Origin of the sequence: Metabacillus kandeliae, from assembly GCF_021166585.1 — a bacterium.
Taxonomy (GTDB): domain Bacteria; phylum Bacillota; class Bacilli; order Bacillales; family Bacillaceae; genus Metabacillus_B; species Metabacillus_B kandeliae.
On sequence record NZ_JAJOZE010000010.1, the window covers coordinates 13053 to 37275 of the forward strand.

Here is a 24223-nt window from a genome sequence, read left to right on the forward strand (position 1 = left end):
ACTGCTCACAAGCTCCCCTCCTTCCTTGTTCCGATAAAATAACTGACATCCTTAAAGCTTTTGGTAAAATCGTCCAGGTTTTGAATACCTTTAATATGCTGCAAAACCGTTTCCAGTCCGTCTCTTCTGAGGGCTGCTGCATATTCAATCGCTTCTTTTGCCCGCTCACTGCTGTAAATAATGCAGTGCTTGCTGACCGGTTCTTCTGATTCTCCCAGCGCCTCAAGCAGCCTGTCCAGATGGATGCCGAATCCTGTTGCAGGAGCAGGAGCATCAAATTTTCCAAGAAGCTGATCATAACGCCCTCCATTACCAAGCGGAAAGCCAATCTGGCTTGCATAGACCTCAAACAGAACACCTGTATAGTAGCTCATGTGGCTGACAATATTTAAATCAAGCTTTATATATTCTGTAACGCCATAATCCAGAAGAGCGGACCAAAGCTCCTTAATTTCTGCAATGGCTGCACGGCCTTCAGGCATCTCAGAGATCGCAAGGGCCTCATCTGCCTTTTCTATTCCTCCCCGCAGGACAAGAAAAGCAAGCAAGCGCTGTTTATCGATCGAAGACAGCGGCAATTCCTTCACATGCTCGCGGTATCCAACATAGTTTTTTTCATAAAGATAGCGGCGCAGACGGTCTGCCCGTTCCTGATTGCCGAGAATTTCCTTGAACAGAGCATCGGCAAAACCAATATGGCCGATCGCAATGGAGAAATCCTTCAAACCTGCTGCCTGCAGAACGGACACAAGCAAAGCGATCATTTCCGCATCAGCATAAGTGGAGCCGTCACCAATCAATTCGGTTCCCATTTGTTCAAATTCCGCAGGTCTGCCGCCTTCATGCTGCTGAGCCCTGAACACATTCGCCAAATACGCAATCCGGAGCGGGTTTTGGTTTTTATACAGTTTGGATGCCGCAATCCGTGCGATTGGTGCAGTCATATCCGGTCTCAGGACAAGGGTATGGCCCTGCCTGTCAAGCAGCTTGAACAGCTGCTGATCTAAAATCGCCGACTGAACCCCGACCGTTTCATAAAATTCAAGCGTCGGCGTTTCAATAAAATCAAAGCCCCACTGGCTGATCTCTTTCTGCAGGCTTTCCCTCAGCTTCTTTTTCGATTTATACACAGAGGGCATCGTATCCCTCATCCCAAGAGGCTTTTCAAACATATACAATTTCCTGCACACCTCCGAATCTTCTGAATGCTTTAACTCGCTAATATGTTACCATGCTATCAAAATAAAGAAACGGTTTCAAGTCTTTACTTTTACCCCTTTTATGTAAAAAAGCATCCCTTCTTTTTGGGGATGCTTCCGGTTTAGTATATCCAGTTCGACATTTTTTGCGAAGTTCCTTTTTTAATAATGGGAGAGGCGTCTCTTGAGAGATGATATTTCTTTCTTTTAAGAAGCGCAAATCGGCTAAGTAAGGATCTTTCTTGCTAATATATTTCTTTTATGCGCGGGCGCGGGCTCTGTCTTTTATGCGCGGCTTTTTACTGTTATGCGCCGCTTTCAAGCTTTATGCGCCGCTGATAACCGCCAAATTGCTTTTTTCAAAAAATAGGAAGACCGCAAACGGCCTTCCTACATCAGATCCAGAAACTCCTCCACCTGGGTGAAGTATTCTGTATTATTCTTAGTCAGTTCGCCATTTTCAGCTGCTTGCTGCAGCCGGTCCAGCCATAGCAGTTCAGTCTTTAAATGGAGAATGACCCTCATGACAACAGCAAGATTGGCTACTGATTTATCAGGCTTTAAAAACTTGTAGAGCTTTTTCATTTTGTCCAGGTAAGCAGCTGTATCTTCTTTTTTCCGAAGCAGCGCCTGTGACAGCTTCTCCTGGTCGATATACCCCGCAAATGACAGCACCGCAAAAATCGGCCGCTCCATATGCTCTTTTTTCATCAGCTGCTGAAAGTAAAGCTTTTCAAATTCGCGCCTCCCCGAATCTGTAATGCTGTAAACTGTTCTTTCCGGCCTGCTGTTGTCCCGGATCACATCTACCACTTTTACAAATTGTTTTTGCTCAAGCGTTTCAAAAGCATAATAGAGGGAGCCGCTGGCTAATTTGATGTAATGCTGCATTTGCCTATCATGGATGATTTGCTGGACTTCATATGGATGCTTATCACCTTCAAGCAATAAGCCCAATATGACCAGTTTAACGCTCATTCTCGCGTTCACCTCTGTTTAACTGCGGCGCTATTCCTGTACAGCCGCTTTTTCTGGTTTTATCTTTGCTGTTTGAGGAACTGTAATCCGCTCATTGCCCATAAAAAAGACGGCAGCAATTGCAAATGCAATCGGGATAAGGGCCAGCATAAATACATACGTAATAGAAGATGACATAGCTTCAACAATTTTATCCAGTATTTGCGGCGGAATGGCATTGCGGGCACTGGACTGAAAAACCGCACTCGGGTTTGAGAGCTGAGGGAATGACCCTTGTGATGCTCCACCCATTCCTTCGAATCCTTTTTTCAGCTCGCTGGCAAACACATTGCTCTGGATGCTCCCAAAAACGCTGACCCCAATTGTCATGCCAAGCGACCTTGCAAAGGAGTTTGTAGAGTTAGCAGAGCCTCTGAATTGCGGCTCCAGATTGTGCGTTGAAGACGTAGGCAGCAGGGAGAAGCTGAAGCCTACACCGAATCCCGTTAAAATCATAAACACCGTCAGCATAAAGCGTGGTGTGTCAGGATGCATCGTTCCAAGCAGCGCCATGCCTGCTGCAAACGAAAAGACAGAAATGATCATTAAGTTCCGGAAGCTTGTTTTTGTCTGAAAAATACCGCCAATCGCGCTTCCCGCAACGGAACCGAGCATCATCGGCGTCAAAATCAGCCCTGCATTGGTGGCAGAACCTCCGTACACAGCCTGAACGAAAATCGGGATGAATACCGTTAAAATAACAAATGTAGCGCCGTAGAAAAACGCCAGGATCTGTGAGGAAGCGAATAAGCGCCGTTTGAACATCCAAAATGAGATGATCGGCTCCTTCGCTCTCTTTTCCACAAAGAAAAACAGAATAAGCGCTGCAGCAAAAATAACGAACAGGGAAATAATCTGCACTGATGACCAGGCATATTCCTTGCCGCCAAGCTCTATGGCAAACATCAGGCTGACAACCGAAACAACAAGTGCAGCAGCTCCAGCCCAGTCAATCTTCTGATCTTTACGGCTTTGTGATTCCTTATAGAAACGGGAAATCAAAACTAAAGATACCAAACCGATCGGCACGTTCACATAAAAAATCCAATTCCAGCCGATATATTCTGTGATATATGCTCCCAGCAGCGGACCGATGACACTTGAAGCGCCGAACACTGCGCCAAGCAAGCCTGTCATTTTCCCGCGCTTTTCAGGAGGAAAAATATCAAATACGATGGTAAAGGCAATCGGCAGAAGCGCACCGCCTCCCACTCCCTGCAAGGCTCTGTACAGACTGAGCTGCACAATACTGTCAGCCGTTCCGCAAAGCGCAGACCCAATGAGAAAAACGGTAAGGCCAAAGATAAAAAACCGTTTTCTCCCATACATATCTGACAGCTTGCCAAAAATCGGCATACCGGCCATAACGGTCACCATATAAGCAGATGTGACCCAAACAAACTTATCCAGCCCGCCAAGGTCAGAGATAATTTTCCCCATTGCTGTTGCCACGATGGTATTGTCCATGGCTGACATAAAGATGCCAAGCAAGAGTCCCGCAACAATAATACGGGTTTGTTTTTCTGTCGAAACCATTTCAGGCTCCCCTCCATTAATTACTCAAATTTGAATATTAGTTCTTTCTTATTATAACCAAATTTGGGTATTTAGCTAGAGGGAATATGCTGTAAATAAAAAAACCTGATCGACAGCTTTCACTGTCCATCAGGTTCTGTTAAAACGCGTTTTTCCATCTCATCTGCTGTATAAATAATCCTCATTGGATTGCCGCCGACAAAGGAACCGGCCGGAACATCTTTATGCACTAGCGTTCCAGCTGATACAACAGCACCGTCGCCGATCACCACGCCCGGCAGAATCGTCGTGTTGGCGCCGATCAGCACTTCATCGCCAATCAAGACATTGCCAAGTCTGTATTCTTTAATTAAATACTCGTGAGCCAGAATGGTTGTATTGTAGCCGATCACCGTATTTCTTCCAACGGTGATTTTTTCCGGAAACATGATATCCAGCATCACCATCAGTGCAAAAGAGGTTTGATCTCCTATCTTTACGCCGAGGAAATTCTGGTACATGGCATTTTTCATTGCCAGAAAGGGGGTGTACCTTGCCGCCTGAATGACGATAAAATTGCGGACAACCTTCCAAAACGGAACGGTTTTATAAATATGCCACAAGGAGTTGGCTCCTTCTACAGGATAGCGCTCAGTTTTCCTCAACTTCGTTCACTCCGGCAATATCAAGCAAATCACTCATTCTTTGAAGCATATAATCTGGTTTGAAGGAGAGCAAATATTCCTCGCCCTTTGCTGTCCAGGCAACACCTGCTGTTAATGTGCCGGCATTTTTCCCTGATTCAATATCATGATGGTTGTCTCCGACCATGATCGCTTCTTCCGGACGGGAGCCGAGCTTTTCCAAAGCAAGCAGCACAGGCTCAGGATGCGGCTTTGCATGTACCACATCATCAAGTGTCACAACCACTTCGAAGAACTGCCCGAGATTGGTTAAATTCAGCCCCATTGTGACAGTATCAAGAATTTTCGTTGTTACAATGCCCAGCTTAAAGCCATTTTCCTTCAGTGTTCTCACCGTTTCGAAAACGGTGTCGAACTCTTTTACAAGCCTGTCATGCTGCTCGTGGTTGAATTTCCGGTAAACCTTGATCATTTCTTCCGTTTTTTCCGGGTTCATCTCAGAAAAGGTTTCATGCAAAGTCGGCCCCATAAACGGAAGCACGTCCTCGCGCTGATATTTCCCTGGATAATATTCATTCAGGGTATAGAGAAATGACTCGATAATTAAATCATTCGTGTTGATTAAAGTTCCGTCCAAGTCAAAGAGAATCGTAGTTAGTTTCATATTTGCTGTCCTTTCCTGCTGATTGGTTCCGCCCTGTCCAAAGCCTTGCCACGATTACTGTCAAAAGCACAGCTGTAAGAAGCCTGATTAACAGCAGAGGCCAGACCGGTATCCCAAGCGGAACAAAGATAAGCGTGTCCTCCACAACTGCATGGCACGACACGAGAAAGATAAAAGCAAGCGTGATGTCCCTTTTGCTCACGCCATCGTCCTTTACAGCCTGAATCATAACGCCCGCTCCATACGCGAGACCGATTGTGAGGCCTGCAACAAGCGTCATGGAGGTGTTTTCCCTCATGCCAAGAAGTCTTGTAAAAGGGGCCAGCCATTTTGAAAGCTTATTTAAAAAGCCATAATCCTTCAAGTACTGAATCACAACCATAAGCGGAATAACAATCGCTGCCAGCTGCAGCACACCGAGAGCGCCCTTTGTTATGGCCTCAAGTACAATTCCTCCCCAGCTGCCAGGCGCTGCTCCCTGGTTCGAAATCATGCCGTACTGGGCAGTTTCGCTCCCGCCGTGCCAGACGAGGTTAATCACAGCCGCCGAAACGAGTGCCAATCCCATTCTAACCAGCACAATCACCCATATTTTAATTCCCACCCTTGAAGCAACTGTCGATTCAATGAGCAGGTTATGGGAAAAGGAAAGCATGACCGCCAGAATAAAGACACTTTTCACTGAAAGTGACAGTGTCAGAATACCTGCAATACCGGCATACAAATTCAGCAAATTTCCGAGAACAAGCGGAATCGCCGCTTCTCCCGGAAGGCCGAACAGGGCCATTAACGGCGCAATCAGCTTCACAATCCAATCAATAACAGGCGTATGGCGCAAAATCCCTATCAAAATTGTAATGGGAAAGATCACCTTTCCAAGCGTCCAAGTTGTCGTTAAGCCTGCCTGCAGTCCTTTTTTAAAACTGGACAACACTATCTCCCCTTCGCTTCGCCCGGTGCATCCAAATAGTGCTCCTTCGCCATTCCTGCTGCTCTTCTCACGATGATTAAAATGATCGCCGCTGCAATCAGAACAAGTGAAATCACCTGGGCAATCCGGAGCGTAGAAGTCAGCATCAGACTGTCTGTGCGCATTCCTTCAATAAAGAACCGTCCGACAGAGTACCAAATCAGATAAGTAAGAAACATCTCGCCCCGGCGAAGATTCACTCTTCTCAGGAACAGCAGCAGGATGATGCCGGCAAGGCTCCATAATGATTCGTATAAAAAAGTCGGATGATAGTACGTTCCGTCTATGTACATCTGGTTAATGATAAACTGCGGAAGGTGGAGATTTTCCAAGAAAGCGCGTGAAACAGGTCCGCCATGGGCTTCCTGATTCATGAAATTTCCCCATCTCCCGATTGCCTGGCCGATCAAAATGCTTGGTGCCGCAATATCTGCCAGCTTCCAAAACGAAACTTTCCGAATGCGCGCGAATATAATTCCCGTTATGACAGCGCCGATTAACCCGCCATGAATGGCAAGCCCGCCGTTCCAAATCTGCGGAATCTCAGCAGGATGTTTCGAATAATAGCCCCATTCAAATAGAACATAATAAGCTCTTGCGCAAACAATGGCAATCGGGATAGCAAAAAGCACAAGATCTACGAAAATATCCTTATTCATGCCTCTTCTTTCGCTTTCTCTCATCGCTACCCAAAGACCGAGCAGCGCTCCGAACCCGATAATAATGCCGTACCAATGAACACGCAGTGAACCGATTTCAAATGCGATCGGATTTAAAGGGTGTATAGACTCCATCTGTTTCAGCTCCTGAACAATCTATTTTTCATTAATCACACCGGCAAGCTTATCTGTAAACTGCTCAGCCGCATTAACACCCATACGCTTCAGCCTGAAATTCATGGCAGCCACCTCAATGATAACAGCCAGGTTTCGGCCTGGTCTTACTGGAACTGTGAGCTTTTGAATATCGGTATCTATAATTTTCATTTTTTCTTCATCAAGCCCAACCCTGTCATACTGCTTCTTTGAATCCCAAATTTCGAGATTGATTACAAGCGTAATGCGCTTATTGCTGCGAACAGCACCAGCTCCGAACAGCGTCATTACATTGATAATGCCAAGACCTCTGATTTCCAGCAAATGCTCGATCAAATCAGGCGCATTGCCGATCAATGTATCCTGATCCTCCTGGCGGATCTCAACGCAATCATCCGCCACAAGCCTGTGCCCTCTCTTCACAAGCTCCAGCGCCGTTTCACTCTTACCTACACCGCTTTTTCCTGTAATCAGCACACCCACACCATAAACATCAACCAATACTCCATGAATCGCTGTCGTTGGAGCGAGCTTTCCTTCAAGAAAGTTCGTCAAATGGCTGGAAAGGCGGGTCGTCTTCAGGGGCGAACGCAGTACAGGCACTTCCCTCTCCTCTGAAGCAACAATCAGCTCCTCGGGAATATCAAGCCCTCTTGACACAATGACAGCAGGGGTAGCCGGTGTACAAAGGGAATTCATCCGGTTTACCTTCTCCTCCTGAGTCAATTTTTCAAAAAAAGAAAGCTCTGTTTTCCCAAGAATCTGAACTCTTTCCTCAGGGTAATAATTGAAGTAGCCGGCCAACTCAATTCCCGGCCGTGATAAATCACTCGTCGTAATCGGGCGGTTAATGCCCTCTTCTCCGCAAATCAATTCTAAATTAAACTTCTGCATCAAATCTTTTGTACAGACTTTCGGCAATTTGTCTGCCTCCTTTTAAAATATATTTCAAGCCCTGACAAAATCCATCCAGGGCTATCACTTCTTCAGCAGCACCTTATTATTTTAGCACTTATGGCCTTTAATATAGAAGAGCCAGCGAAAAAAAGGAAGACCACAAGCATATTTTTTCCAAAAGGCATGCTCCTTTTCACACTCTTTTTCTTTATGTAAAGGATGAAAAGACAATTAAAGGAGGCTTTACCCTATGCTTATTATTGCTGATGCAGGACACGGCTACTCAACGCCCGGCAAACGGACAGTCGATGGCATGCGAGAATACGAATTCAACAGAGAAGTTGCCCATCATCTTAAAATCTTTCTGGAAAAATATCAAAACACTGCCGTCTTATTTTCTCACTCAGACAAAAGAGATGTACCGCTCAGCGAAAGAACCTCCCTTGCAAACAGCCACCATGCCGACCTCTTTGTCTCCATCCATGCCAATGCTTCAGGTGACGGAAAAACATGGAACGGAGCAGGCGGAATCGAAACCTTTGTCCACACCTCTTTTCCGCTCAAAGCCTTCCAGCTCGCCCAGCTGCTTCAAAAAAAGCTCACAGCGGCCACATGCCGGAAAAGCCGGGGAATCAAAGGAGCCGACTTCTACGTCTTAAAGCACACCAAAATGCCGGCTGTCCTCGTTGAATGCGGATTTATGACCAACAAGGAGGAAGCCGGCTTGCTTAGAACAGCAGCCTATCAGGAGAGATGCGCCTGGGCTATTGCAGAGGGGATTGTGGAGAGGTATGGGCTTTTGAGGAGGTGATGGCGGGTTGGTTGATTGGGGGGTGGCAATTTACTCACAGCACCACTGCACTTAGTGACCTGTCCCTCAGTACAGTAACTGACTAAAGTTGTGTCCCCCCTCCTATCAATAACAGACTGCTCAAAGCTTTTCAGAAGTATGCCTCTGTCCCCTATTACAGTAACGGAGCAAGGGCCAGGTACCGACTATATGGCACTTGGCCCTCTGTGCGTTAATGAGAAAAAGACCTGTCCCCATATCATTCAGCAGCTGGTGCCTTTACGGAAATACACTATAGTCTCTGTCATTCTATGCGTTAAAGGAGCAGGGGACAGGTCACCATAAAAAATGGGGCCAGGCACTTTTTCCTCTACACAAATTTTTTGCCTATACTCAAAAGCCGCTGTCCCCTCAAATACCAGTGACCTGGCCCCCGCTGCTCTATTGCAATAAAGCCCTGGCCCCGTCTCTCAGACTCCTTGAACAGCAAGGCTTTTAAAAATCTTCCCTTGTCCCCTTGTGCACTAAAGCATAGAAGGACAGGGATCACCTAGTGGTCCCTGTCCCTCAATCTGTTAAAGTTCTAAAGACCTGTCACCAGTCTTAATGAGCATAGAGATGGCGCTCTTTTTACGTTAACTGCCCTGTCCTCTTCTGCTTTAACGGAACAGGGGACAGGTCTCTAAATTTAAAGTTTGAGGAAGACAGAGGTTCCCAACCGCAAGCCCCAACCCAGCCTCTACCTCTGCCTCCGCTCCTGCAAAGGATCCATAATCCCTTTCTGGATCAATAAATGCAATAAAGAAATCACAACAGAAGCTAAAATAGCTGCACCGAATCCGTTGATATTGAAGGAGTCCCCCATAATCCCCTGAGTGATCCAGAGTGAAATTCCATTAATCACAAACAGAAATAAGCCGAGTGTCAGGACTGTAACAGGCAAGGTTAATAAAATTAAAATCGGCTTAACGAACAGGTTGACAATTGATAAGATAAAGCTTGCCAGGATGGCGGCAGGGATGCCGCTTAAATAGATAGTATCTTTAAAGAATCCGGCGACAACGATCAGAATCAGAGCATTAACGAGGATGCTGACAAGCCATCTAATCAAGGCGGACATCCTCTTCATTCGGCACGATAAAGATCCAAAGAAGATAAATTAAAGCAAGCGGGAAAAAAGCAGTAAACACAAAAATGACCATAAATGCGACTCGAAGGAGGGAGGAGTCTATTCCGAGAAGTTCGGCAGCTCCTCCGAGAACACCGGCCATTTTCCGGTCCCTTCTTGAACGGTACAGTCTTTTCATTTGTTTCACCTCATCATATGCTTGGCAGTAATAGAGCCTGTTTTCGTTTCTGCAAATACATTTAGCTCTCCTTGCTCTGCCGTGTTGGCTCTAAAGCGCAGTTCTTTTTGAATGGCATCATTTTTTTCACTGATGATTTCCATTTGCTGCAGGTATGGATGCAGGGCGCCAAGATTGGATTTAAGTTCTCCTGATACGGCAGTGTTCAGCGGCAGCTGCAGGTCAATGCTTCCCGTTGTCGTTTTCACGTGTATGGCACTGCTCTCAGGGTTGAATTCCTGGACAGCAATATTGCCGTTAAAGCTTTGGAGATCTAGCCGTTCACTTTCACCGGCTGTCTCAATTAAGCCGTTTATGGTTTCAGCTTCTACCTTTTTTATTCTGTGCTGAGCCAGTTTAATTTGACCGTTGGCCGTTTCAAATTCAGCTTTTTCGCCAGACAGGCCGACAAAGGAAATAACGCCATTGGCTGTTTTGGACTGGCTGTCTTTTAAGGATAGCTGTTCCCCGCGGATTGGACCGCTAAACAGTTTAAATTTTGCCTTTTCGTAAACCTTTTGCGGGACCATCATTGTGATATTGACCTTCATGCTTTTCTTATCGGTCCTGACTGCCAGCCTGCTGCCTTCAGGACGGCACTCCATATTGGAAAGAAAAACGTTCCTTGCTTCCTCCAGAGTATTGACTCTGTAAATCTTTGCGTCACACTCTATCCGAATTTCTGTTTCGTTCCACGGCTTAACGTTGATGCTTCCATACATAAGATCAACATCCAGCTCATTCACCTGGAGGGCAGGAATTTGGTAAACATGATGAACGTCAAGGTAGCTGCCGAATGCAAGATCAATATCCAGTTCCTTCACTTTTTTGACGGCAGTGTCGATCCATTCAGTCAGCTTTGTTCCGATCCCTGCTGTTTTCTGCTTTGGTTCTTCGTAAAAATCATATTCCTTTGCCAGGTTGACCTTTTTCATTTTTTCTTTGCTTTCGCTTTCAAGCGATTCTATTAAAGATAAAGCTTCATCTACAGAGAGCTTACCTTCTTCTACAAGCTTCAATATTCTTTTTCTTTCTTCCTTCAAGTTCCGCACCTCCGAGAGTTTCTTCTATTCTGCACAGCTTCCTCCTAAAGGTATACTCTGCCAGGGAGGCTGTTCCCTTTTTTCCATGTAAAAATAGTCCATAGCAGTTATACGTATGCCTTCACGTTCGGTTTCATGCGAAAAGGCTGGCCGTTTATCTTTGATTGGCCTTAATAAAAAGAAGCCTTGCACAGGACAAGGCTTCTTTAATGCGTTATTTGGCTACAGCTTCTTTTTTCTGTATCAGTTTCTCCATTCGGGCTTTGTCCCGTTCCAAGACTGGCTTCAAGTAGCGGCCCGTGTAGGATCCTTCCACCTCAGCCAGCTGTTCAGGAGTGCCGGAGGCGAGAATTTCTCCCCCTCCGTTTCCGCCTTCAGGTCCCAGGTCGATTAAATAGTCGGCTGCTTTAATGACATCAAGATTATGCTCAATCACAAGAACAGTATCGCCATTTTCAACCAGCCTCTGCAAAACCTTCAGCAGACGGGCAATGTCGTCTACATGGAGTCCTGTTGTCGGCTCATCCAGAATATAAAGCGACCTGCCTGTTGAGCGTCGGTGCAGCTCTGATGCGAGTTTTACCCGCTGCGCCTCCCCGCCTGACAAGGTCGTTGCGGGCTGGCCGAGTGTGATGTAGCCAAGACCAACATCATAAATCGTTTGCAGCTTGCGCTTGATTTTTGGGATGTTTTCAAAAAAGGCAAGAGAGTCTTCAACAGTCATTTCCAGAATCTCCGCAATACTTTTGCCCTTATATTTTACTTCAAGCGTTTCCCGGTTGTACCGTTTGCCGTGGCAAACCTCGCATGGAACATAGACATCCGGAAGGAAGTGCATTTCAATTTTAATGATGCCGTCTCCTCTGCAGGCTTCACAGCGGCCGCCTTTTACGTTAAAGCTGAAGCGTCCTTTTTTATACCCTCTGACCTTTGCTTCATTTGTTGAGGCGAACACATCACGGATGTCATCAAAGACACTTGTATAGGTCGCCGGGTTCGAACGCGGTGTTCTGCCGATTGGAGATTGGTCAATATCAATAACCTTGTCCAAATAGTCAATGCCCTTAATCTCTTTGTGAGCCCCAGGCTTGCTTTTAGCATTGTGAAGCTTCTGAGCAAGTGACTTATGGAGAATTTCGTTTACAAGCGTACTTTTCCCTGATCCGGACACGCCTGTTACAGCCATGAAAGTCCCGAGCGGAAATTTAACTGAAACGTTTTTCAGGTTATTTTCCTTGGCGCCTTTAATTTCAATGTACCGGCCGTCCGGCTTTCTTCTTTCTGCCGGAAGCGGGATAAACTTTTTGCCTGACAGGTATTGTCCTGTCAGAGAATTTTTGTCTTTCATTACCTCTTCAGGAGAGCCAGCAGAAATGACGCTGCCGCCGTGGATCCCTGCGCCCGGTCCGATATCGATTAAATAGTCAGCCGCCATCATTGTATCTTCATCATGCTCCACTACAATCAGCGTATTTCCGATGCTTCTCATGCTTTTCAGCGTGTCGATCAGACGGTCGTTGTCCCGCTGATGCAATCCGATGGAAGGCTCATCAAGAATATAGAGGACACCGGTGAGCCTTGAACCGATTTGAGTAGCCAGACGGATCCGCTGCGCCTCTCCGCCGGAAAGGGTTCCGGCAGCACGGCTGAGAGTCAGGTAATCAAGGCCGACATTATTTAAAAAGCCGAGCCTTTCTGTGATTTCCCGAAGAATCAGACGGGCAATCTGAATTTCTTTTTCTGTCAGGTCAAGATGGCTGAAAAAGTCCAGTGCTTCATGAACAGACTTCAGCGTTGTTTCGCCGATATGCCTGCCATTGATCAGCACAGCCATCGATTCTCTTTTCAGCCTGTGGCCTTTGCAGGTCGGGCATGGCTGCTGGGCCATGTACTTTTCCATCTGCTCCCTGATGTAATCCGAGCTTGTTTCTTTGAAGCGGCGCTCAATATTGGCAATGACTCCTTCAAACTCCACATAGCCTTCTCTTACTTGTCCGAAGTCGTTTCGATAGCGGAAATAAATTTCCTGGCCGCCGCTGCCGTATAGGATTTTATCCAGTTCATTTTTGCTCAAATCCTTCACAGGAACATCCATATCTATGCCGTAATGATTGCAGACTGCTTCAAGAAGGGATGGATAGTACTGAGAGCTCGTCGGCTCCCAAGGAGCGATGGCATGTTTTTTTAGTGTAAGATCTTTATTTGGGATCACTAGGTCAAGGTCCACTTCAAGCTTTGACCCTAGACCGTCGCATTCAGGGCAGGCACCAAACGGACTGTTAAAGGAAAACATTCTCGGTTCAAGCTCACCAATTGAAAATCCGCAAATCGGGCAGGCATGGTCTTCGCTGAACAGAAGCTCTTCTTCTCCAATCACATCGATGATGACTTTTCCGCTTCCAAGCTTCAATGCTGTCTCAAGAGAATCGCTCAGACGGGCACTGATGCCTTCTTTGATCACGATCCGGTCAACAACAGCCTCTATGGAGTGCTTTTTATTTTTCTCAAGCTCAATCTCATCTGCAACCTCCATCAATTCGCCGTCAACGCGAACTCTGACAAATCCTTGCTTTTTAATATCTTCGAGCACCTTCACATGAGTGCCTTTTCTTCCGGATACGAGCGGTGCCAGCACCTGCATTTTTGTCCGCTCCGGATATTCCAGAATGCGGTCCACCATTTGCTCGATCGTCTGGGAGGTAATTTCAATCCCATGATTCGGACACGTAGGACGGCCGACGCGGGCAAAAAGCAGCCGCAGATAATCATAAATTTCTGTTACCGTTCCAACAGTGGAGCGGGGATTTTTGCTTGTTGTTTTCTGATCGATGGAAATGGCCGGCGAAAGGCCTTCAATTGAATCCACATCTGGCTTATCCATCTGGCCCAGGAACTGTCTGGCATAAGCTGACAGGGACTCCACATATCTGCGCTGCCCTTCGGCATAAATCGTATCAAATGCCAAAGAAGACTTCCCGGAACCGGATAAGCCTGTCATGACAACAAGCTTATCCCGCGGGATGGTCACATCAATGTTTTTCAGATTGTGGGCCCTTGCTCCCTTCACTTCAATATTCTCTATCGGCATATAGCTTTCATCCTTCCGCTTTCAGCTCTAATACTAAATCTCTCAATTCTGCTGCGCGCTCGAAGTTCAGTGCTTTTGCAGCTTCTTTCATTTCCTGCTCCATTTGCTCGATGACCTTTTCGCGTTCCTTCTTGCTCATCTTGTGAAGCTTTTTCGGAACTGCTTCGTACTCTTCACTGTCTTCAGCAGCAATGGTTGCCCGGATGACATCCCGGATTTCTTTCTGTATTGTCATCGGCGTAATGCCGTGTTCTTCATTATACTTTTCCTGAATTTCTCTGCGGCGTTTCGTTTCATTGATGGCGACTTCCATGGAATTGGTCATCTTGTCGGCATACATAATGACCTGGCCGTTCGAGTTCCTCGCTGCACGCCCAATTGTTTGAATAAGGGAACGCTCTGAACGCAGGAAGCCTTCCTTGTCAGCATCCAATATAGCGACCAGCGACACCTCCGGAATATCCAGTCCTTCCCTCAGAAGGTTGATCCCGATCAAAACATCATATTTGCCAAGCCGCAGCTCGCGGATAATTTCAATCCGCTCAAGAGTTTTAATTTCAGAATGAAGGTAGTTAACCTTAATGCCGATATCCTTGAGATAATCGGTCAGATCCTCTGACATTTTCTTCGTCAGGGTTGTGACCAATACCCTTTCATTTCGCTTGGTTCTTTCCTGAATTTCATTAATCAAGTCATCAATCTGCCCTTCAATCGGACGGACATCAATTGTTGGATCCACAAGGCCTGTCGGGCGGATGATCTGCTCAATCATAACAGGGGTATGGTCGATTTCGTAAGGTCCCGGTGTAGCAGAAACATAAATCATATTGTGCATATGATGCTCGAATTCTTCAAAGCGGAGCGGCCTGTTATCAAGCGCTGAAGGAAGACGGAACCCGTGATCAACGAGCACCTGCTTCCTTGCCTGGTCACCGTTGAACATCCCTCTTACCTGCGGCAGCGTCACATGAGATTCATCGACTATAATCATGAAATCATCAGGAAAATAGTCAAGAAGCGTGTATGGCGTTGAGCCTGGCGGGCGGAGCGTCAGATGCCTCGAATAGTTTTCAATGCCTGAGCAGAATCCCATTTCGCGCATCATTTCCAGGTCATATCTTGTTCTCTGCTCAAGGCGCTGTGCTTCAAGAAGCTTTCCGGCATCGCGCATTTTGACGAGCTGCTCTTCCAGCTCTTTTTCAATATTCTCAATAGCTACCTTCATTTTTTCTTCGCGGGTAACGAAGTGAGAAGCCGGGAAAATGGCAACATGGTCGCGGTCGCCTAAAATTTCCCCTGTCAGGGCGTCCACCTCGCGGATCCGGTCGATTTCATCGCCAAAAAATTCGATGCGAAGGCAATGCTCATCTCTGGAAGCTGGGAAAATCTCAACAACATCCCCTCTTACCCGGAAGGTTCCGCGCTTAAAATCGATATCATTTCTCGCATACTGCACATCAACAAGACGGCGGAGAAGCTGGTTGCGCTCAAGCTCCATTCCAGTGCGCAGCGAAACAACAAGATCCCTGTATTCTTCAGGAGAACCTAAACCGTAGATGCAGGAAACACTGGCAATGATGATAACATCCTTCCGCTCAAATAAAGAAGATGTGGCGGAGTGGCGAAGTTTGTCAATCTCATCATTAATGCTTGCATCCTTTTCAATGAATGTATCAGTTGAAGGCACATAAGCCTCTGGCTGGTAGTAGTCGTAATAGCTGACAAAATACTCAACAGCATTGTTCGGAAAAAAATCCTTGAACTCACTGTAAAGCTGTCCTGCCAGGGTTTTATTATGAGCGATAACAAGAGTAGGCTTATTAATCTCTTTGATTACATTGGAAACAGTAAAGGTTTTGCCTGTTCCAGTGGCCCCAAGAAGCGTCTGATGCTTCTTCCCCTGCTTAATTCCTTCTACGAGGGCTTTCACCGCGTTCGGCTGGTCCCCCTCCGGTTTGTACTTTGAGACTAGTTCAAATTGATCCTTCACACAGCAGCCTCCATTTCAGGTCAGATTATCTATAAACATTTTATCACATTCTATGGCTGCAAAACCAAAAATACGAACTATAGTTCGCATAAATTTTTACCATATTCATGCTCTATCATTTATTTTGCCCGTTCTGAGGCAGCTGGAAACTTGGGAGTTTGTGAACAATAGTTTTCTGCATAAAAAAGAAGCCCTTCCAGTTTGGACAGGCTTCATGAAGTTTCGGCTTTTTCTCTCATTCTCCTTGCATATAAAAATCCCGCAATGAGGGAGGCAAGGTCTAAAAAGGTGACGCCCCATGTATTGGAGTAGCCTTTATAATAGGAAACGATCAGCAGTGCTACCGTTAAGAGCGTTCCGATATAGTGATTATAAGTGACACGGGTAAACAGAACGACAAGAATAAATGGCAGGGTCAGACACGCAATCATTTTCCAGATCAACTCTATTCACCTCATTTTCCAAAGTTAGTCATTCACTCTATTATAATCTTTTTTTACCTGTCTTTCTAATTTCTTTTTTCAACTTATGGGCTTTATATAGTAAAATGGAATTCCATGGAAATCCAGTTTTTGTTATGACAAAAAACTAAGAAAGCAGGAATAAGGAATGCTCAATCAACTAAACGAAATTGGGACAAGAGAGGCTATTGCCAAATGGGATTCCTTTGCAGATGCTTATGCTGAAAATCACGGAGAGCAGGGCGACCTTCATAAGGAGGTATTTTTAAATCCTGTTTTACTCTCAATGATAGGAAATGCTGCCAAAAAACAAGTGCTGGATGCGGGGTGCGGCGAAGGGTACTTCAGCAGAATTCTGGCCAGGTCAGGAGCTGCTGTAACAGCGGTTGACTATTCCTCTAAAATGATTGCCATTGCAAAAGAAAGAACTCCGGCTGACTTACAGATTGAATACAAACAGGGCAACCTCGAAGATATGCAGGCATTCCGGAATAAAAAGTTTGATCTAATTGTGTCTAATATGGTGATGCAAGACTTAGCAAACTACGAAAAGGTTTTTCAGGAAATGCACCGCCTGCTGTCTGATGAAGGACATTTTATTTTTTCCATTCTTCACCCTTGCTTCGCTACCCCTGAAAGCGGCTGGGAAAAAGCAGACAACGGAGAAAAGCTCCATTGGAATGTGGATCAATATTTTTATGAAGGCGCCTATGAACAAAGATTTGGCGGCCAGGAAAAGGTTTTTCTTTTTCATAGAACACTGACAAGTTATTTAAACACATTACTAAAAACAGGGTTTACTTTAGTGCAGATGGACGAACCTGTACCTTCAGAAGAAGCGCTGAAGAAATATCCTTCTTTTAAAGAAGATTTAAGATGCCCGGACTTTATTATATTTCAGTTAAAAAAGACTTCTGCCTAAATTAAAAGCAGAGCATGGAAGCTCTGCTTTTCTATTGTGGAGGCTTTTCTTCCGGCAGCCGTTCAAGGCTTGTCAGCACCAGATCCGGCACAAATCCAAGGTGCGAGGTCGGCTCCTCCTTGCGGTTGATCCAGACTGTCTGGAAGCCGAAGCTTGCAGCACCTGTGATATCCCACTGATTGGAAGAGACAAAGACGATTTCCTTTTTGTTCAAGCCCAGCTTATCCAGGGCATATTGATAGGCGGCAGGTGAGGGCTTGTACTGGCGGATTTCATCTGCACTGATGATGCCGAGCAGGCTTTCAAGCCCATGATGCTTGATCAGAGGCTGAAGCATGCCGTGCGTGCCGTTTGAAAAGGTCATCACAGTGCTGTCCTGAAGCGCTGACAGCACTTTTTTTGTTTCTTCAAAAGGCTCCAGTTTTTCATAGGCTTTTGACAGCTCTTCTGCATCAGCTTCTTCGTAAAGAATTTTCTGCCGGTCAAGAGCGGCCATCAGCGCTTTTTTTGTAATTTCGTCAAAAGGTTCATACTGCTGAAGAATTTGGCTCAAAAAAGCATATTGCAGCTGAAGTTCACGCCAGTCTTTGCTTAGCTGCTCTCCTTTTTCCGGATACTTTTCTTCGCATTGCCTGCTGACAGAGTAGACATCAAAAAGGGTTCCGTATGAATCAAATAAGTAAGCTTTCACTGCCATTTCTATTTCCCTCCCGTTTACTTCCTATCATTTATATTTCACTAATCCGAGATCTTAAACTAGACTGGATATTTTATTGATATATGTCTGAAGCATTTTGATCTTCTATTCTTTTATTGCAGCCCAGGCGGTTAAGCGAGGAAAGGGAGGCCTCGGCCTAATCGGCCTCCCTTTTCAGCTTTCATAAACCGATCCGGAATCATCCACATAAAAACTCTTAAGAGTAGACCGCTGATATCGTGCGCCTTCAGAAGTCTTCCCCTTTACCTCGATCCCAACTACATAATGCCCTTCTTCCTCAAAAGCATGTTCTTGCTTTACAGCCGTAAGGTCCTCCCGCTTCACTTCCCTGCCATCCCTGTAATGCTTAATGTTCATTTTTACGGCGGCATCACCCGGAACCCTGCTGGCCGCTGCTTCTAAAGAAAGCTTTTTATGGGCAGGAAAAGGCATTGGTGTGATGCTTTTATTCAATGGGCTGTCAAATGATGCATTTAAAAGATAAGAGTCTGGTTCTGTTGATTTTGCTTCAATGGTCCAGCTTCCATGCTCCGGTTCTGGAATGGAAGCATAATGATGAACAGCTCCGGTAAAGAAACTGCTGTCTTTAGCTTTTATAAAGGGAAAGGTTTGACCCGAGGGGCTGGTGGCAAGAACCTCGGCCTCAGTGCTGCTCATCCAGTCAAACCCTATTACGTTTACTCCTGGCTCTACATCAATCGTGACAGCCTTTCTGCCATTATAGCGGCCGCCTTCGAAATAATGCGGGGCTCCGGCAGCAGCAGGGTGGCTGTGATCTGATGCCGCAGGTACTGCCCTCCCCTCTTCCAAATCAGGCTCGTAACAGCGAAACGTTTCCTCACCCCGAATGATCGTATAATGATCCCAATTTCCAGACGCTCTTTCCCTTCCCGCAGGATGGCGGGTACTTTTCACAAGCACGGCCCCGTCGTTTTCTCCATAGTGGGATAAGTACATTCCGCCCCAATAAAGCGGCGTACCGAATGTTCCCCAGCTATTTCCAGAGAGTGTAATCACCTCATAACGGGCAGCTTTCCCAGCCGCTTCCTTTCGAAAATAAGCCATATTTGACGTTTGAAGAGAAAAGACTGCCCCATTTCTGAATTGAAGAAGCTCTGCCAGCCAATCAGCCCAGCCGCTGAAGGCAAGATCAGCAAGCTGCGAGCCGTAAAATGGAGCTGCAAGAGCAATGATGCGATCTGTGTACTTTTCAGCGCCATGATACAAGATAGCTGTTTCTGCATCAATTCCGCCTTTACTGTGGGCGACAACGATGACTTTGCTTTTAAAGTGCCCGGCAATTTCTTTAAGCTGCCTTGCCAAAACCTCTCCATTTACCCAGTTATCCTTGTCAGGAAAAAGCTCTGCAAAGGCAGAGCGAAAGCCATTTTCTGAAAGAAGCTGTTCAATATTGTTCTCCTTCAGCCAATCGTCAGCAGATTCATGAAAGCCGTGAACGAAAACAATCGGCTTTTTCTCTTGCTCCCGCTTTATAGGGGGCTTCCCTTCCAGCCAGGTGCCGGGTTTTCGTTTTTTCTTTCCTCCTAAAAGCAGATGCAAAACTGCCCTCACCAGTTGCCAAACATGTTTCATAGAGATGCTCCTTTCCCGTCTGCCAAATGCTCTTATTGCATGTTATTTTCTGGGTCAGGGGAAAGATTCCTTTGTTTTTAGAAAATCCTGAAATGCCCGGTCTTTTCCAGTAAAAAAACAGCCCATCATCAGATGGGCTGCACGCAGGTCCTATTCAATCGGCATTGGCCGGTTTCTTCTTTTTTTGTCTTTTCTTCCAAGCTTTAAAAGGAATTCATATACAACTGGTACAATCACGAGTGTCAGCAGGGTGGAGCTGATTAAGCCTCCAATAACGGTGACGCCGAGACCTCTTGAAATCAAGCCTCCGCCTTCTGTACCAATCGCAAGCGGAATGAGGGCGCCTACTGTCGCGATCGCTGTCATCAGGATCGGGCGCAGCCTTGTTGCTCCTGCTTCAAGCAGTGCCTGGCGCACATTCATCCCCTCTTTTTGTTTGTGAATGACCCTGTCGACCAAAACGATCGCGTTTGTTACGACAATACCAATCAGCATGAGCGCGCCAATCAGAGCGGAAATGCTGATGGTTTCCTTCGCCAGATAGAGGGCTGCAAGTCCCCCGATTACAGTGAACGGAAGGGAGAAAAGAATCGCAAATGGTGCAAGACCGCCTCCGAATGTGATCACAAGCACGAGATAAACAATTGCAATCGCCGCAAGCATGGCCAGGCCAAGCTGTGAAAACGAATCGTTAATTTGCTCTGTTACACCGCCAAAATCAGCAGAAACGCCGCCAGGCATCTTCAGTTTCTCTACATCCTTCTGCAGAGCGGCTGTTGCTTTGCCAACATCGCTTGTTTTGATATCAGCAGAAACCTCCGCGTGGATTTTGCCGTCTTTCGTTGTTATCGTATCAGGTGATTTCCCTGTTTTAATATCTGCTACATCTTTTAAAGCAACCTCGCGTCCAACAGGCGTTTGAATCTTCCGGTTTTCCAGATCAGCAAGCTTTGAAAATTCGTTTTCTTTTCTTTCAACTGAAATTTCAACCTCTTTGCCATCCTTCTCGATGGTAGTCAAAGATCCCTGTGCTGAATTGGACAGCTGCATTCCAAGCTGGCCTGCCGTTAAGCCGAGTTTGCTCAGTTTTTCCTGATTCGGCACAATGGAATACTGATCATAGGATTCCGACACACTGCTGTCGATGTTTGTCAGGTCTTTCTGTTTTTTCATCAATTCTTCGATTTTGGACACGGTCGGCTGAATCTCGTTCAGGCTGTCTCCATACACATTAACGGTTGTCTGGCTGCTGGATCCGCTTGAGCTGACATCCTGGAAGCCCCAGACACCGCCTTTAGCCTTAGCATTGAGATCCTTCAGCACCTTGTCTTTTTCATTATCAAAGTTCTTCGTATTGTCTTCGTAGTTCACGAAGAACAAGGCTTCGTTGCTGGCGCCCGGATTCATCGGGTTTTCGCCTCCAACGGAAAATTGGACTGTATTAACGGCCTTTTTATCCAGGAAGTATTTTTCCGTATCCGAGGCAATATCTTCCACATCCGACTCTTTTTCGCCAGGTGCCGGGCTGTAAGTGGCAATGATCCGTTTCTCTTTCTCGGCAGGTATAAAGCTGACGCCGATATGAGGCACAAGGAACAAGCTTCCTGCAAGCATAGCCAGTGCAATAAGGAAGGTAATGATTTTATGGTTCAGCGACCAATTCAAAATGCTTCTATAACCGCCGGCAAGACGCCCTGGTTTATCTTCATGATTTTTTGCTTTAATTCCTTTTTTGAAAAGCGATCCAGCCATTGCAGGGACAATGGTAACCGCAACTAGCAGTGATGCAAGAAGGGCAAATACGATTGTCAGTGCAAACGGGAAGAACAATTCTCCGACAGGCCCCTTTACAAGCCCCAGAGGAAGGAATACCGCAATAGTTACAATTGTAGAGGACATGATCGGCATAAACATTTCTTTTGTTGCAGCCCTGATCAGTTCTCCTCCCCTTAGCGTTTCATTTGTAAGCGACATCCGCCTGTATATATTCTCAATCACAACAATGGAGTCATCCACGACCCGTCCGATCGCAACGGTCATCGCGCCGAGCGTCATGATGTTGAGTGAGATATCCATCTGCTTCAGCAGAAGAACGGCTATCAGAAGAGACAGCGGAATGGAAACGATGGAAATAATCGTTGATTTAAAGTTTCTCAGGAACAGAAGGATGATCAGGACAGCAAATATTGCGCCGACAATGGCTTTGTTCAGCATTGTTTGAACTGATTCTTCAATCGGCTGGCCCTGGTCAAAGATTGTTTCTGATTTTAGCCCGCTATATTGTTTTTCATATTTCTTCATTTGATCTTTTACAGCGTTAACAACCTCAACTGTATTGGCATCAGTGGCTTTTGTTACCTGCACACCAATGGATTCCTTTCCGTTCGTGCGGGAAATAGAATCCGCTTTGCCTGTGATTTTGATGCTTGCAATATCAGACAATTTAACAGTCGGAATTTCAACCGGCGCTGCTGGTGCCTGCTGCTGCATCTGGCCCTGGCCGCCCGGTGCTGCTGCCTGGCTTTGCCCGCCTGGTGCTCCTGCCTGACCCTGGCCGCCTTGTGCTCCTGCCTGACCCTGACCGCCTTGTGCTCCTGCTTGAGCTTGGCCGCCTGCTGCTCCTGCCTGACCCTGCGCCGCGCCTTGTGCTCCTGCCTGGCTTTGCCCGCCTGCAGACGGGGTAACCGGAATCCGCAGATTTTCAAAATCTTTCAGGCTCGCTGTTTTGCCGTTAATCTGCAAAGCTTTCTGTTTATCGGAAAAATTGTAAAGGCCAAGAGGAACATCAATGTTTGATCCTTTGATGATATTTTCAACTGTATCCTCCTGAAGGCCGAGCTTTTTCATTTTCTTTTGGTTAAACACGAGCGTGCCTTTTTCTACCTGCTGTCCGGACAGACCGACTGTTGAGACTCCTTCAATGCCTTCAAGCTTTGGCTGAATTTCGTCTTCTACAAGCTTTGTGAGATCTTCCAGATTCTTTCCATCATAGCTGATGCTCATGGACATGACAGGGAATGCGTCAAAGCTCAGCCTGGAGACTTGCCGGTCCTGCACTTCTTCAGGGAACGAGATGGCATCAACGGCATCCTTTACTTCCTGTTCTGCTTTGTCCATATTTTTATCAAAGCTGTATTGGATTTGAACATTTGAGGCATTGGCATAAGATGTGGAGGAGACGGTATCCACTCCTGCCAAATTCCCTACCCTTTGTTCAATTGGCTTTGATACTTTGTCCATTACATCCTGCGGCGCAGCACCAGGATAAATGGTCGTGATCGATACAACCGGTGAATTTATGCTCGGCAAGGTTTCCATTTTCATATGTAAGCCCGAGTAAAGGCCTGCTGCTGTCACAATTATGGTGATGAGCCAGACAGCAAACTTATTCGAAAGAGAAAAACCAATAATTTTATTCATATTGACCTCCTGTTCAGTTAAAAATGACCAACTGGTCATAGTTCAAACTATAAGGAAAAAACCCTGTAAATACAACCCATTGATTGTTAACTTTCTGTGAATGATCTATAAAATGTTTCTCTTTTCAGGATGACTTGGAATGGCTATACTAAAAGATATTGACCACCCAGTCATTTTATTTTGACTGCAAAAATCTTTGGAATCCCTTCTTCCAGGAGGCGAATGTATTGAACCAGAAAAAGAAATTAATTATTGATGAAGCTGTCAGATTGTTTGCCCAAAAAGGCTACCACGCTTCATCCATACAGGAAATCGCCGATCAGTGCGGGATTTCCAAAGGCTCATTTTACAGCTATTTTAAATCTAAAGAGGATTTAATTGTAACGGCAAGCCGCTATTATTATTCTCTTATTTTTGAAAAAGTAACAAGGCTTGATCAGGACAGCTCCCTTTCTGCGCGAGAAATTTTCATAGAGCAGCTTACCCTGCAGATGAAGGAATTTTTTGTCCACAAAGAATTTATCTTCATGCTTTTGAGCGAGCATAAGCCGAATGTCAGCAAACAGCTGGAGGACTTCTCGCTGAAAATCCGCTCGGAAGTGATGCTTTGGTACATAAAAAGATTCAAAAAAATCTATCCTGATTTGCCGAAAAAATATCTGTATGACTGTGTTTCCATGCTTGGCGGCATGATGAAGGAATATATTTTTCTGATTTTGATGGAGAAACGGCCCATCGATCTGGAGGCTATTGCTCCTTACTTAATGAGACGGATGGATGCCATCGCAGCAAGCTTTGATGAAAAAGATGCGCCGCTATTGAAAAAGGAAATGGTCAGAGAGCTATTGGAAGTACAGTCCCGCAAAGAGATGGCCGAGAAGGAAGCCATTATCGCAGAAATCCGGACAATGAGCAGGGATGCAGCAGGTACAGAGCATACCCGCTTTCTCCAGGCGCTCGAAAGCATAGAGCAGGAACTGCTGAAAAAAGAACAGAACCGGGTCATCCTTGAAGCCATGATGCTTCTTTTGGAGCAGCAAAAAAAAGAGATGCCCTCATGGAAGGAAGGCATCAGCAGGCTCCTCGAAAAGCTTGGAGGACTTGTTTAAAGATAAAAAGGGCTGACTCCTG

20 protein-coding genes are annotated in these 24223 nt (G+C 46.0%); 3 read left to right on the forward strand and 17 right to left on the reverse strand.

All coding sequences use genetic code 11. The features are described 5' to 3' along the window. Nucleotides 1-5: 5 nt before the first annotated feature. The 8 genes from LRR81_RS16695 to hprK all read right to left on the reverse strand — a co-directional run bounded on the left by LRR81_RS16695 (nucleotide 6) and on the right by hprK (nucleotide 7745). Nucleotides 6-1178, reverse strand: coding sequence for an ATP phosphoribosyltransferase regulatory subunit (locus LRR81_RS16695; protein WP_231790532.1), 1173 nt, complete (start codon nucleotides 1176-1178; stop codon nucleotides 6-8). Nucleotides 1179-1589: 411 nt separating this feature from the next. Next, a complete protein-coding gene (locus tag LRR81_RS16700) occupies nucleotides 1590-2177 on the reverse strand; it encodes a PadR family transcriptional regulator (RefSeq protein ID WP_231790533.1) in 588 nt (195 codons plus the stop codon). A 30-nt stretch (nucleotides 2178-2207) separates the two neighbouring features. Then, nucleotides 2208-3752, reverse strand: a complete 1545-nt coding sequence (locus LRR81_RS16705; protein WP_231790534.1) for an MDR family MFS transporter — start codon at nucleotides 3750-3752, stop codon at nucleotides 2208-2210. A 119-nt stretch (nucleotides 3753-3871) separates the two neighbouring features. After that, nucleotides 3872-4396, reverse strand: a complete 525-nt coding sequence (locus tag LRR81_RS16710) for an acyltransferase (protein WP_231790535.1) — start codon at nucleotides 4394-4396, stop codon at nucleotides 3872-3874. After that, nucleotides 4383-5039: a pyrophosphatase PpaX gene (gene ppaX, locus LRR81_RS16715; RefSeq protein ID WP_231790536.1), complete on the reverse strand. Its 657-nt coding sequence runs from the start codon at nucleotides 5037-5039 to the stop codon at nucleotides 4383-4385. Before ppaX ends, LRR81_RS16710 begins: the two co-directional genes overlap by 14 nt. After that, nucleotides 5014-5973, reverse strand: a complete 960-nt coding sequence (locus tag LRR81_RS16720) for a nucleoside recognition domain-containing protein (RefSeq protein WP_231790537.1) — start codon at nucleotides 5971-5973, stop codon at nucleotides 5014-5016. Before LRR81_RS16720 ends, ppaX begins: the two co-directional genes overlap by 26 nt. Then, nucleotides 5973-6803, reverse strand: coding sequence for a prolipoprotein diacylglyceryl transferase (gene lgt / locus LRR81_RS16725; RefSeq protein WP_231790538.1), 831 nt, complete (start codon nucleotides 6801-6803; stop codon nucleotides 5973-5975). Before lgt ends, LRR81_RS16720 begins: the two co-directional genes overlap by 1 nt. 21 nt (nucleotides 6804-6824) lie before the next feature. Then, nucleotides 6825-7745, reverse strand: coding sequence for an HPr(Ser) kinase/phosphatase (hprK, locus tag LRR81_RS16730; protein ID WP_231790539.1), 921 nt, complete (start codon nucleotides 7743-7745; stop codon nucleotides 6825-6827). 226 nt (nucleotides 7746-7971) lie between these two features. On the opposite strand from hprK, the gene LRR81_RS16735 reads away from it, so the two are divergent. Next, the gene (locus LRR81_RS16735; protein WP_231790540.1) at nucleotides 7972-8532 is read left to right on the forward strand and encodes an N-acetylmuramoyl-L-alanine amidase; all 561 of its coding nucleotides are present in this window, start codon (nucleotides 7972-7974) and stop codon (nucleotides 8530-8532) included. Between the two features lie 718 nt (nucleotides 8533-9250). Here LRR81_RS16735 and LRR81_RS16740 read toward each other — a convergent pair. The 6 genes from LRR81_RS16740 to LRR81_RS16765 all read right to left on the reverse strand — a co-directional run bounded on the left by LRR81_RS16740 (nucleotide 9251) and on the right by LRR81_RS16765 (nucleotide 16418). Continuing rightward, entirely contained in the window at nucleotides 9251-9622 is a 372-nt protein-coding gene (locus LRR81_RS16740; protein WP_231790541.1) for a phage holin family protein, read from the reverse strand. Beyond that, the gene (locus LRR81_RS16745; RefSeq protein ID WP_231790542.1) at nucleotides 9615-9818 is read right to left on the reverse strand and encodes a PspC domain-containing protein; all 204 of its coding nucleotides are present in this window, start codon (nucleotides 9816-9818) and stop codon (nucleotides 9615-9617) included. The genes LRR81_RS16740 and LRR81_RS16745 overlap by 8 nt, the downstream gene beginning before the upstream one ends. 5 nt (nucleotides 9819-9823) lie before the next feature. Beyond that, on the reverse strand, nucleotides 9824-10900 hold the full coding sequence (locus tag LRR81_RS16750) for a DUF4097 family beta strand repeat-containing protein (RefSeq protein ID WP_231790543.1): 1077 nt from the start codon (nucleotides 10898-10900) through the stop codon (nucleotides 9824-9826). Between the two features lie 214 nt (nucleotides 10901-11114). Further along, the gene (gene uvrA, locus LRR81_RS16755; protein WP_231790544.1) at nucleotides 11115-13988 is read right to left on the reverse strand and encodes an excinuclease ABC subunit UvrA; all 2874 of its coding nucleotides are present in this window, start codon (nucleotides 13986-13988) and stop codon (nucleotides 11115-11117) included. Between the two features lie 7 nt (nucleotides 13989-13995). Further along, nucleotides 13996-15978, reverse strand: a complete 1983-nt coding sequence (gene uvrB / locus LRR81_RS16760) for an excinuclease ABC subunit UvrB (RefSeq protein ID WP_231790545.1) — start codon at nucleotides 15976-15978, stop codon at nucleotides 13996-13998. 212 nt (nucleotides 15979-16190) lie between these two features. Then, nucleotides 16191-16418, reverse strand: a complete 228-nt coding sequence (locus LRR81_RS16765) for a CsbA family protein (RefSeq protein ID WP_231790638.1) — start codon at nucleotides 16416-16418, stop codon at nucleotides 16191-16193. 169 nt (nucleotides 16419-16587) lie between these two features. Here LRR81_RS16765 and LRR81_RS16770 point away from each other — a divergent pair, with 169 nt between their 5' ends. Beyond that, complete coding sequence (locus tag LRR81_RS16770; protein ID WP_231790546.1) at nucleotides 16588-17361, forward strand: class I SAM-dependent methyltransferase; 774 nt, start codon at nucleotides 16588-16590, stop codon at nucleotides 17359-17361. Nucleotides 17362-17392: 31 nt separating this feature from the next. Here the strand turns inward: LRR81_RS16770 and LRR81_RS16775 are convergent, their stop codons facing one another. The 3 genes from LRR81_RS16775 to LRR81_RS16785 all read right to left on the reverse strand — a co-directional run bounded on the left by LRR81_RS16775 (nucleotide 17393) and on the right by LRR81_RS16785 (nucleotide 23092). Next, nucleotides 17393-18058, reverse strand: a complete 666-nt coding sequence (locus LRR81_RS16775) for a haloacid dehalogenase type II (RefSeq protein WP_231790547.1) — start codon at nucleotides 18056-18058, stop codon at nucleotides 17393-17395. A gap of 174 nt (nucleotides 18059-18232) precedes the next feature. After that, nucleotides 18233-19672: an esterase/lipase family protein gene (locus LRR81_RS16780; protein ID WP_231790548.1), complete on the reverse strand. Its 1440-nt coding sequence runs from the start codon at nucleotides 19670-19672 to the stop codon at nucleotides 18233-18235. A gap of 150 nt (nucleotides 19673-19822) precedes the next feature. Beyond that, nucleotides 19823-23092, reverse strand: a complete 3270-nt coding sequence (locus LRR81_RS16785) for an efflux RND transporter permease subunit (protein WP_231790549.1) — start codon at nucleotides 23090-23092, stop codon at nucleotides 19823-19825. A gap of 227 nt (nucleotides 23093-23319) precedes the next feature. Here LRR81_RS16785 and LRR81_RS16790 point away from each other — a divergent pair, with 227 nt between their 5' ends. Then, a complete protein-coding gene (locus LRR81_RS16790; protein ID WP_231790550.1) occupies nucleotides 23320-24201 on the forward strand; it encodes a TetR/AcrR family transcriptional regulator in 882 nt (293 codons plus the stop codon). Nucleotides 24202-24223 lie beyond the last annotated feature (22 nt).

Coding starts and splice junctions, on each gene's coding strand:
- LRR81_RS16700 (WP_231790533.1), bottom strand. CDS start 2,177: ATGAGCGTTAAACTGGTCATATTGGGCTTATTGCTTGAAGGTGATAAG.
- LRR81_RS16705 (WP_231790534.1), bottom strand. CDS start 3,752: ATGGTTTCGACAGAAAAACAAACCCGTATTATTGTTGCGGGACTCTTG.
- ppaX (WP_231790536.1), bottom strand. CDS start 5,039: ATGAAACTAACTACGATTCTCTTTGACTTGGACGGAACTTTAATCAAC.
- lgt (WP_231790538.1), bottom strand. CDS start 6,803: ATGGAGTCTATACACCCTTTAAATCCGATCGCATTTGAAATCGGTTCA.
- LRR81_RS16735 (WP_231790540.1), top strand. CDS start 7,972: ATGCTTATTATTGCTGATGCAGGACACGGCTACTCAACGCCCGGCAAA.
- LRR81_RS16745 (WP_231790542.1), bottom strand. CDS start 9,818: ATGAAAAGACTGTACCGTTCAAGAAGGGACCGGAAAATGGCCGGTGTT.
- uvrA (WP_231790544.1), bottom strand. CDS start 13,988: ATGCCGATAGAGAATATTGAAGTGAAGGGAGCAAGGGCCCACAATCTG.
- LRR81_RS16770 (WP_231790546.1), top strand. CDS start 16,588: ATGCTCAATCAACTAAACGAAATTGGGACAAGAGAGGCTATTGCCAAA.
- LRR81_RS16775 (WP_231790547.1), bottom strand. CDS start 18,058: ATGGCAGTGAAAGCTTACTTATTTGATTCATACGGAACCCTTTTTGAT.
- LRR81_RS16780 (WP_231790548.1), bottom strand. CDS start 19,672: ATGAAACATGTTTGGCAACTGGTGAGGGCAGTTTTGCATCTGCTTTTA.
- LRR81_RS16785 (WP_231790549.1), bottom strand. CDS start 23,092: ATGAATAAAATTATTGGTTTTTCTCTTTCGAATAAGTTTGCTGTCTGG.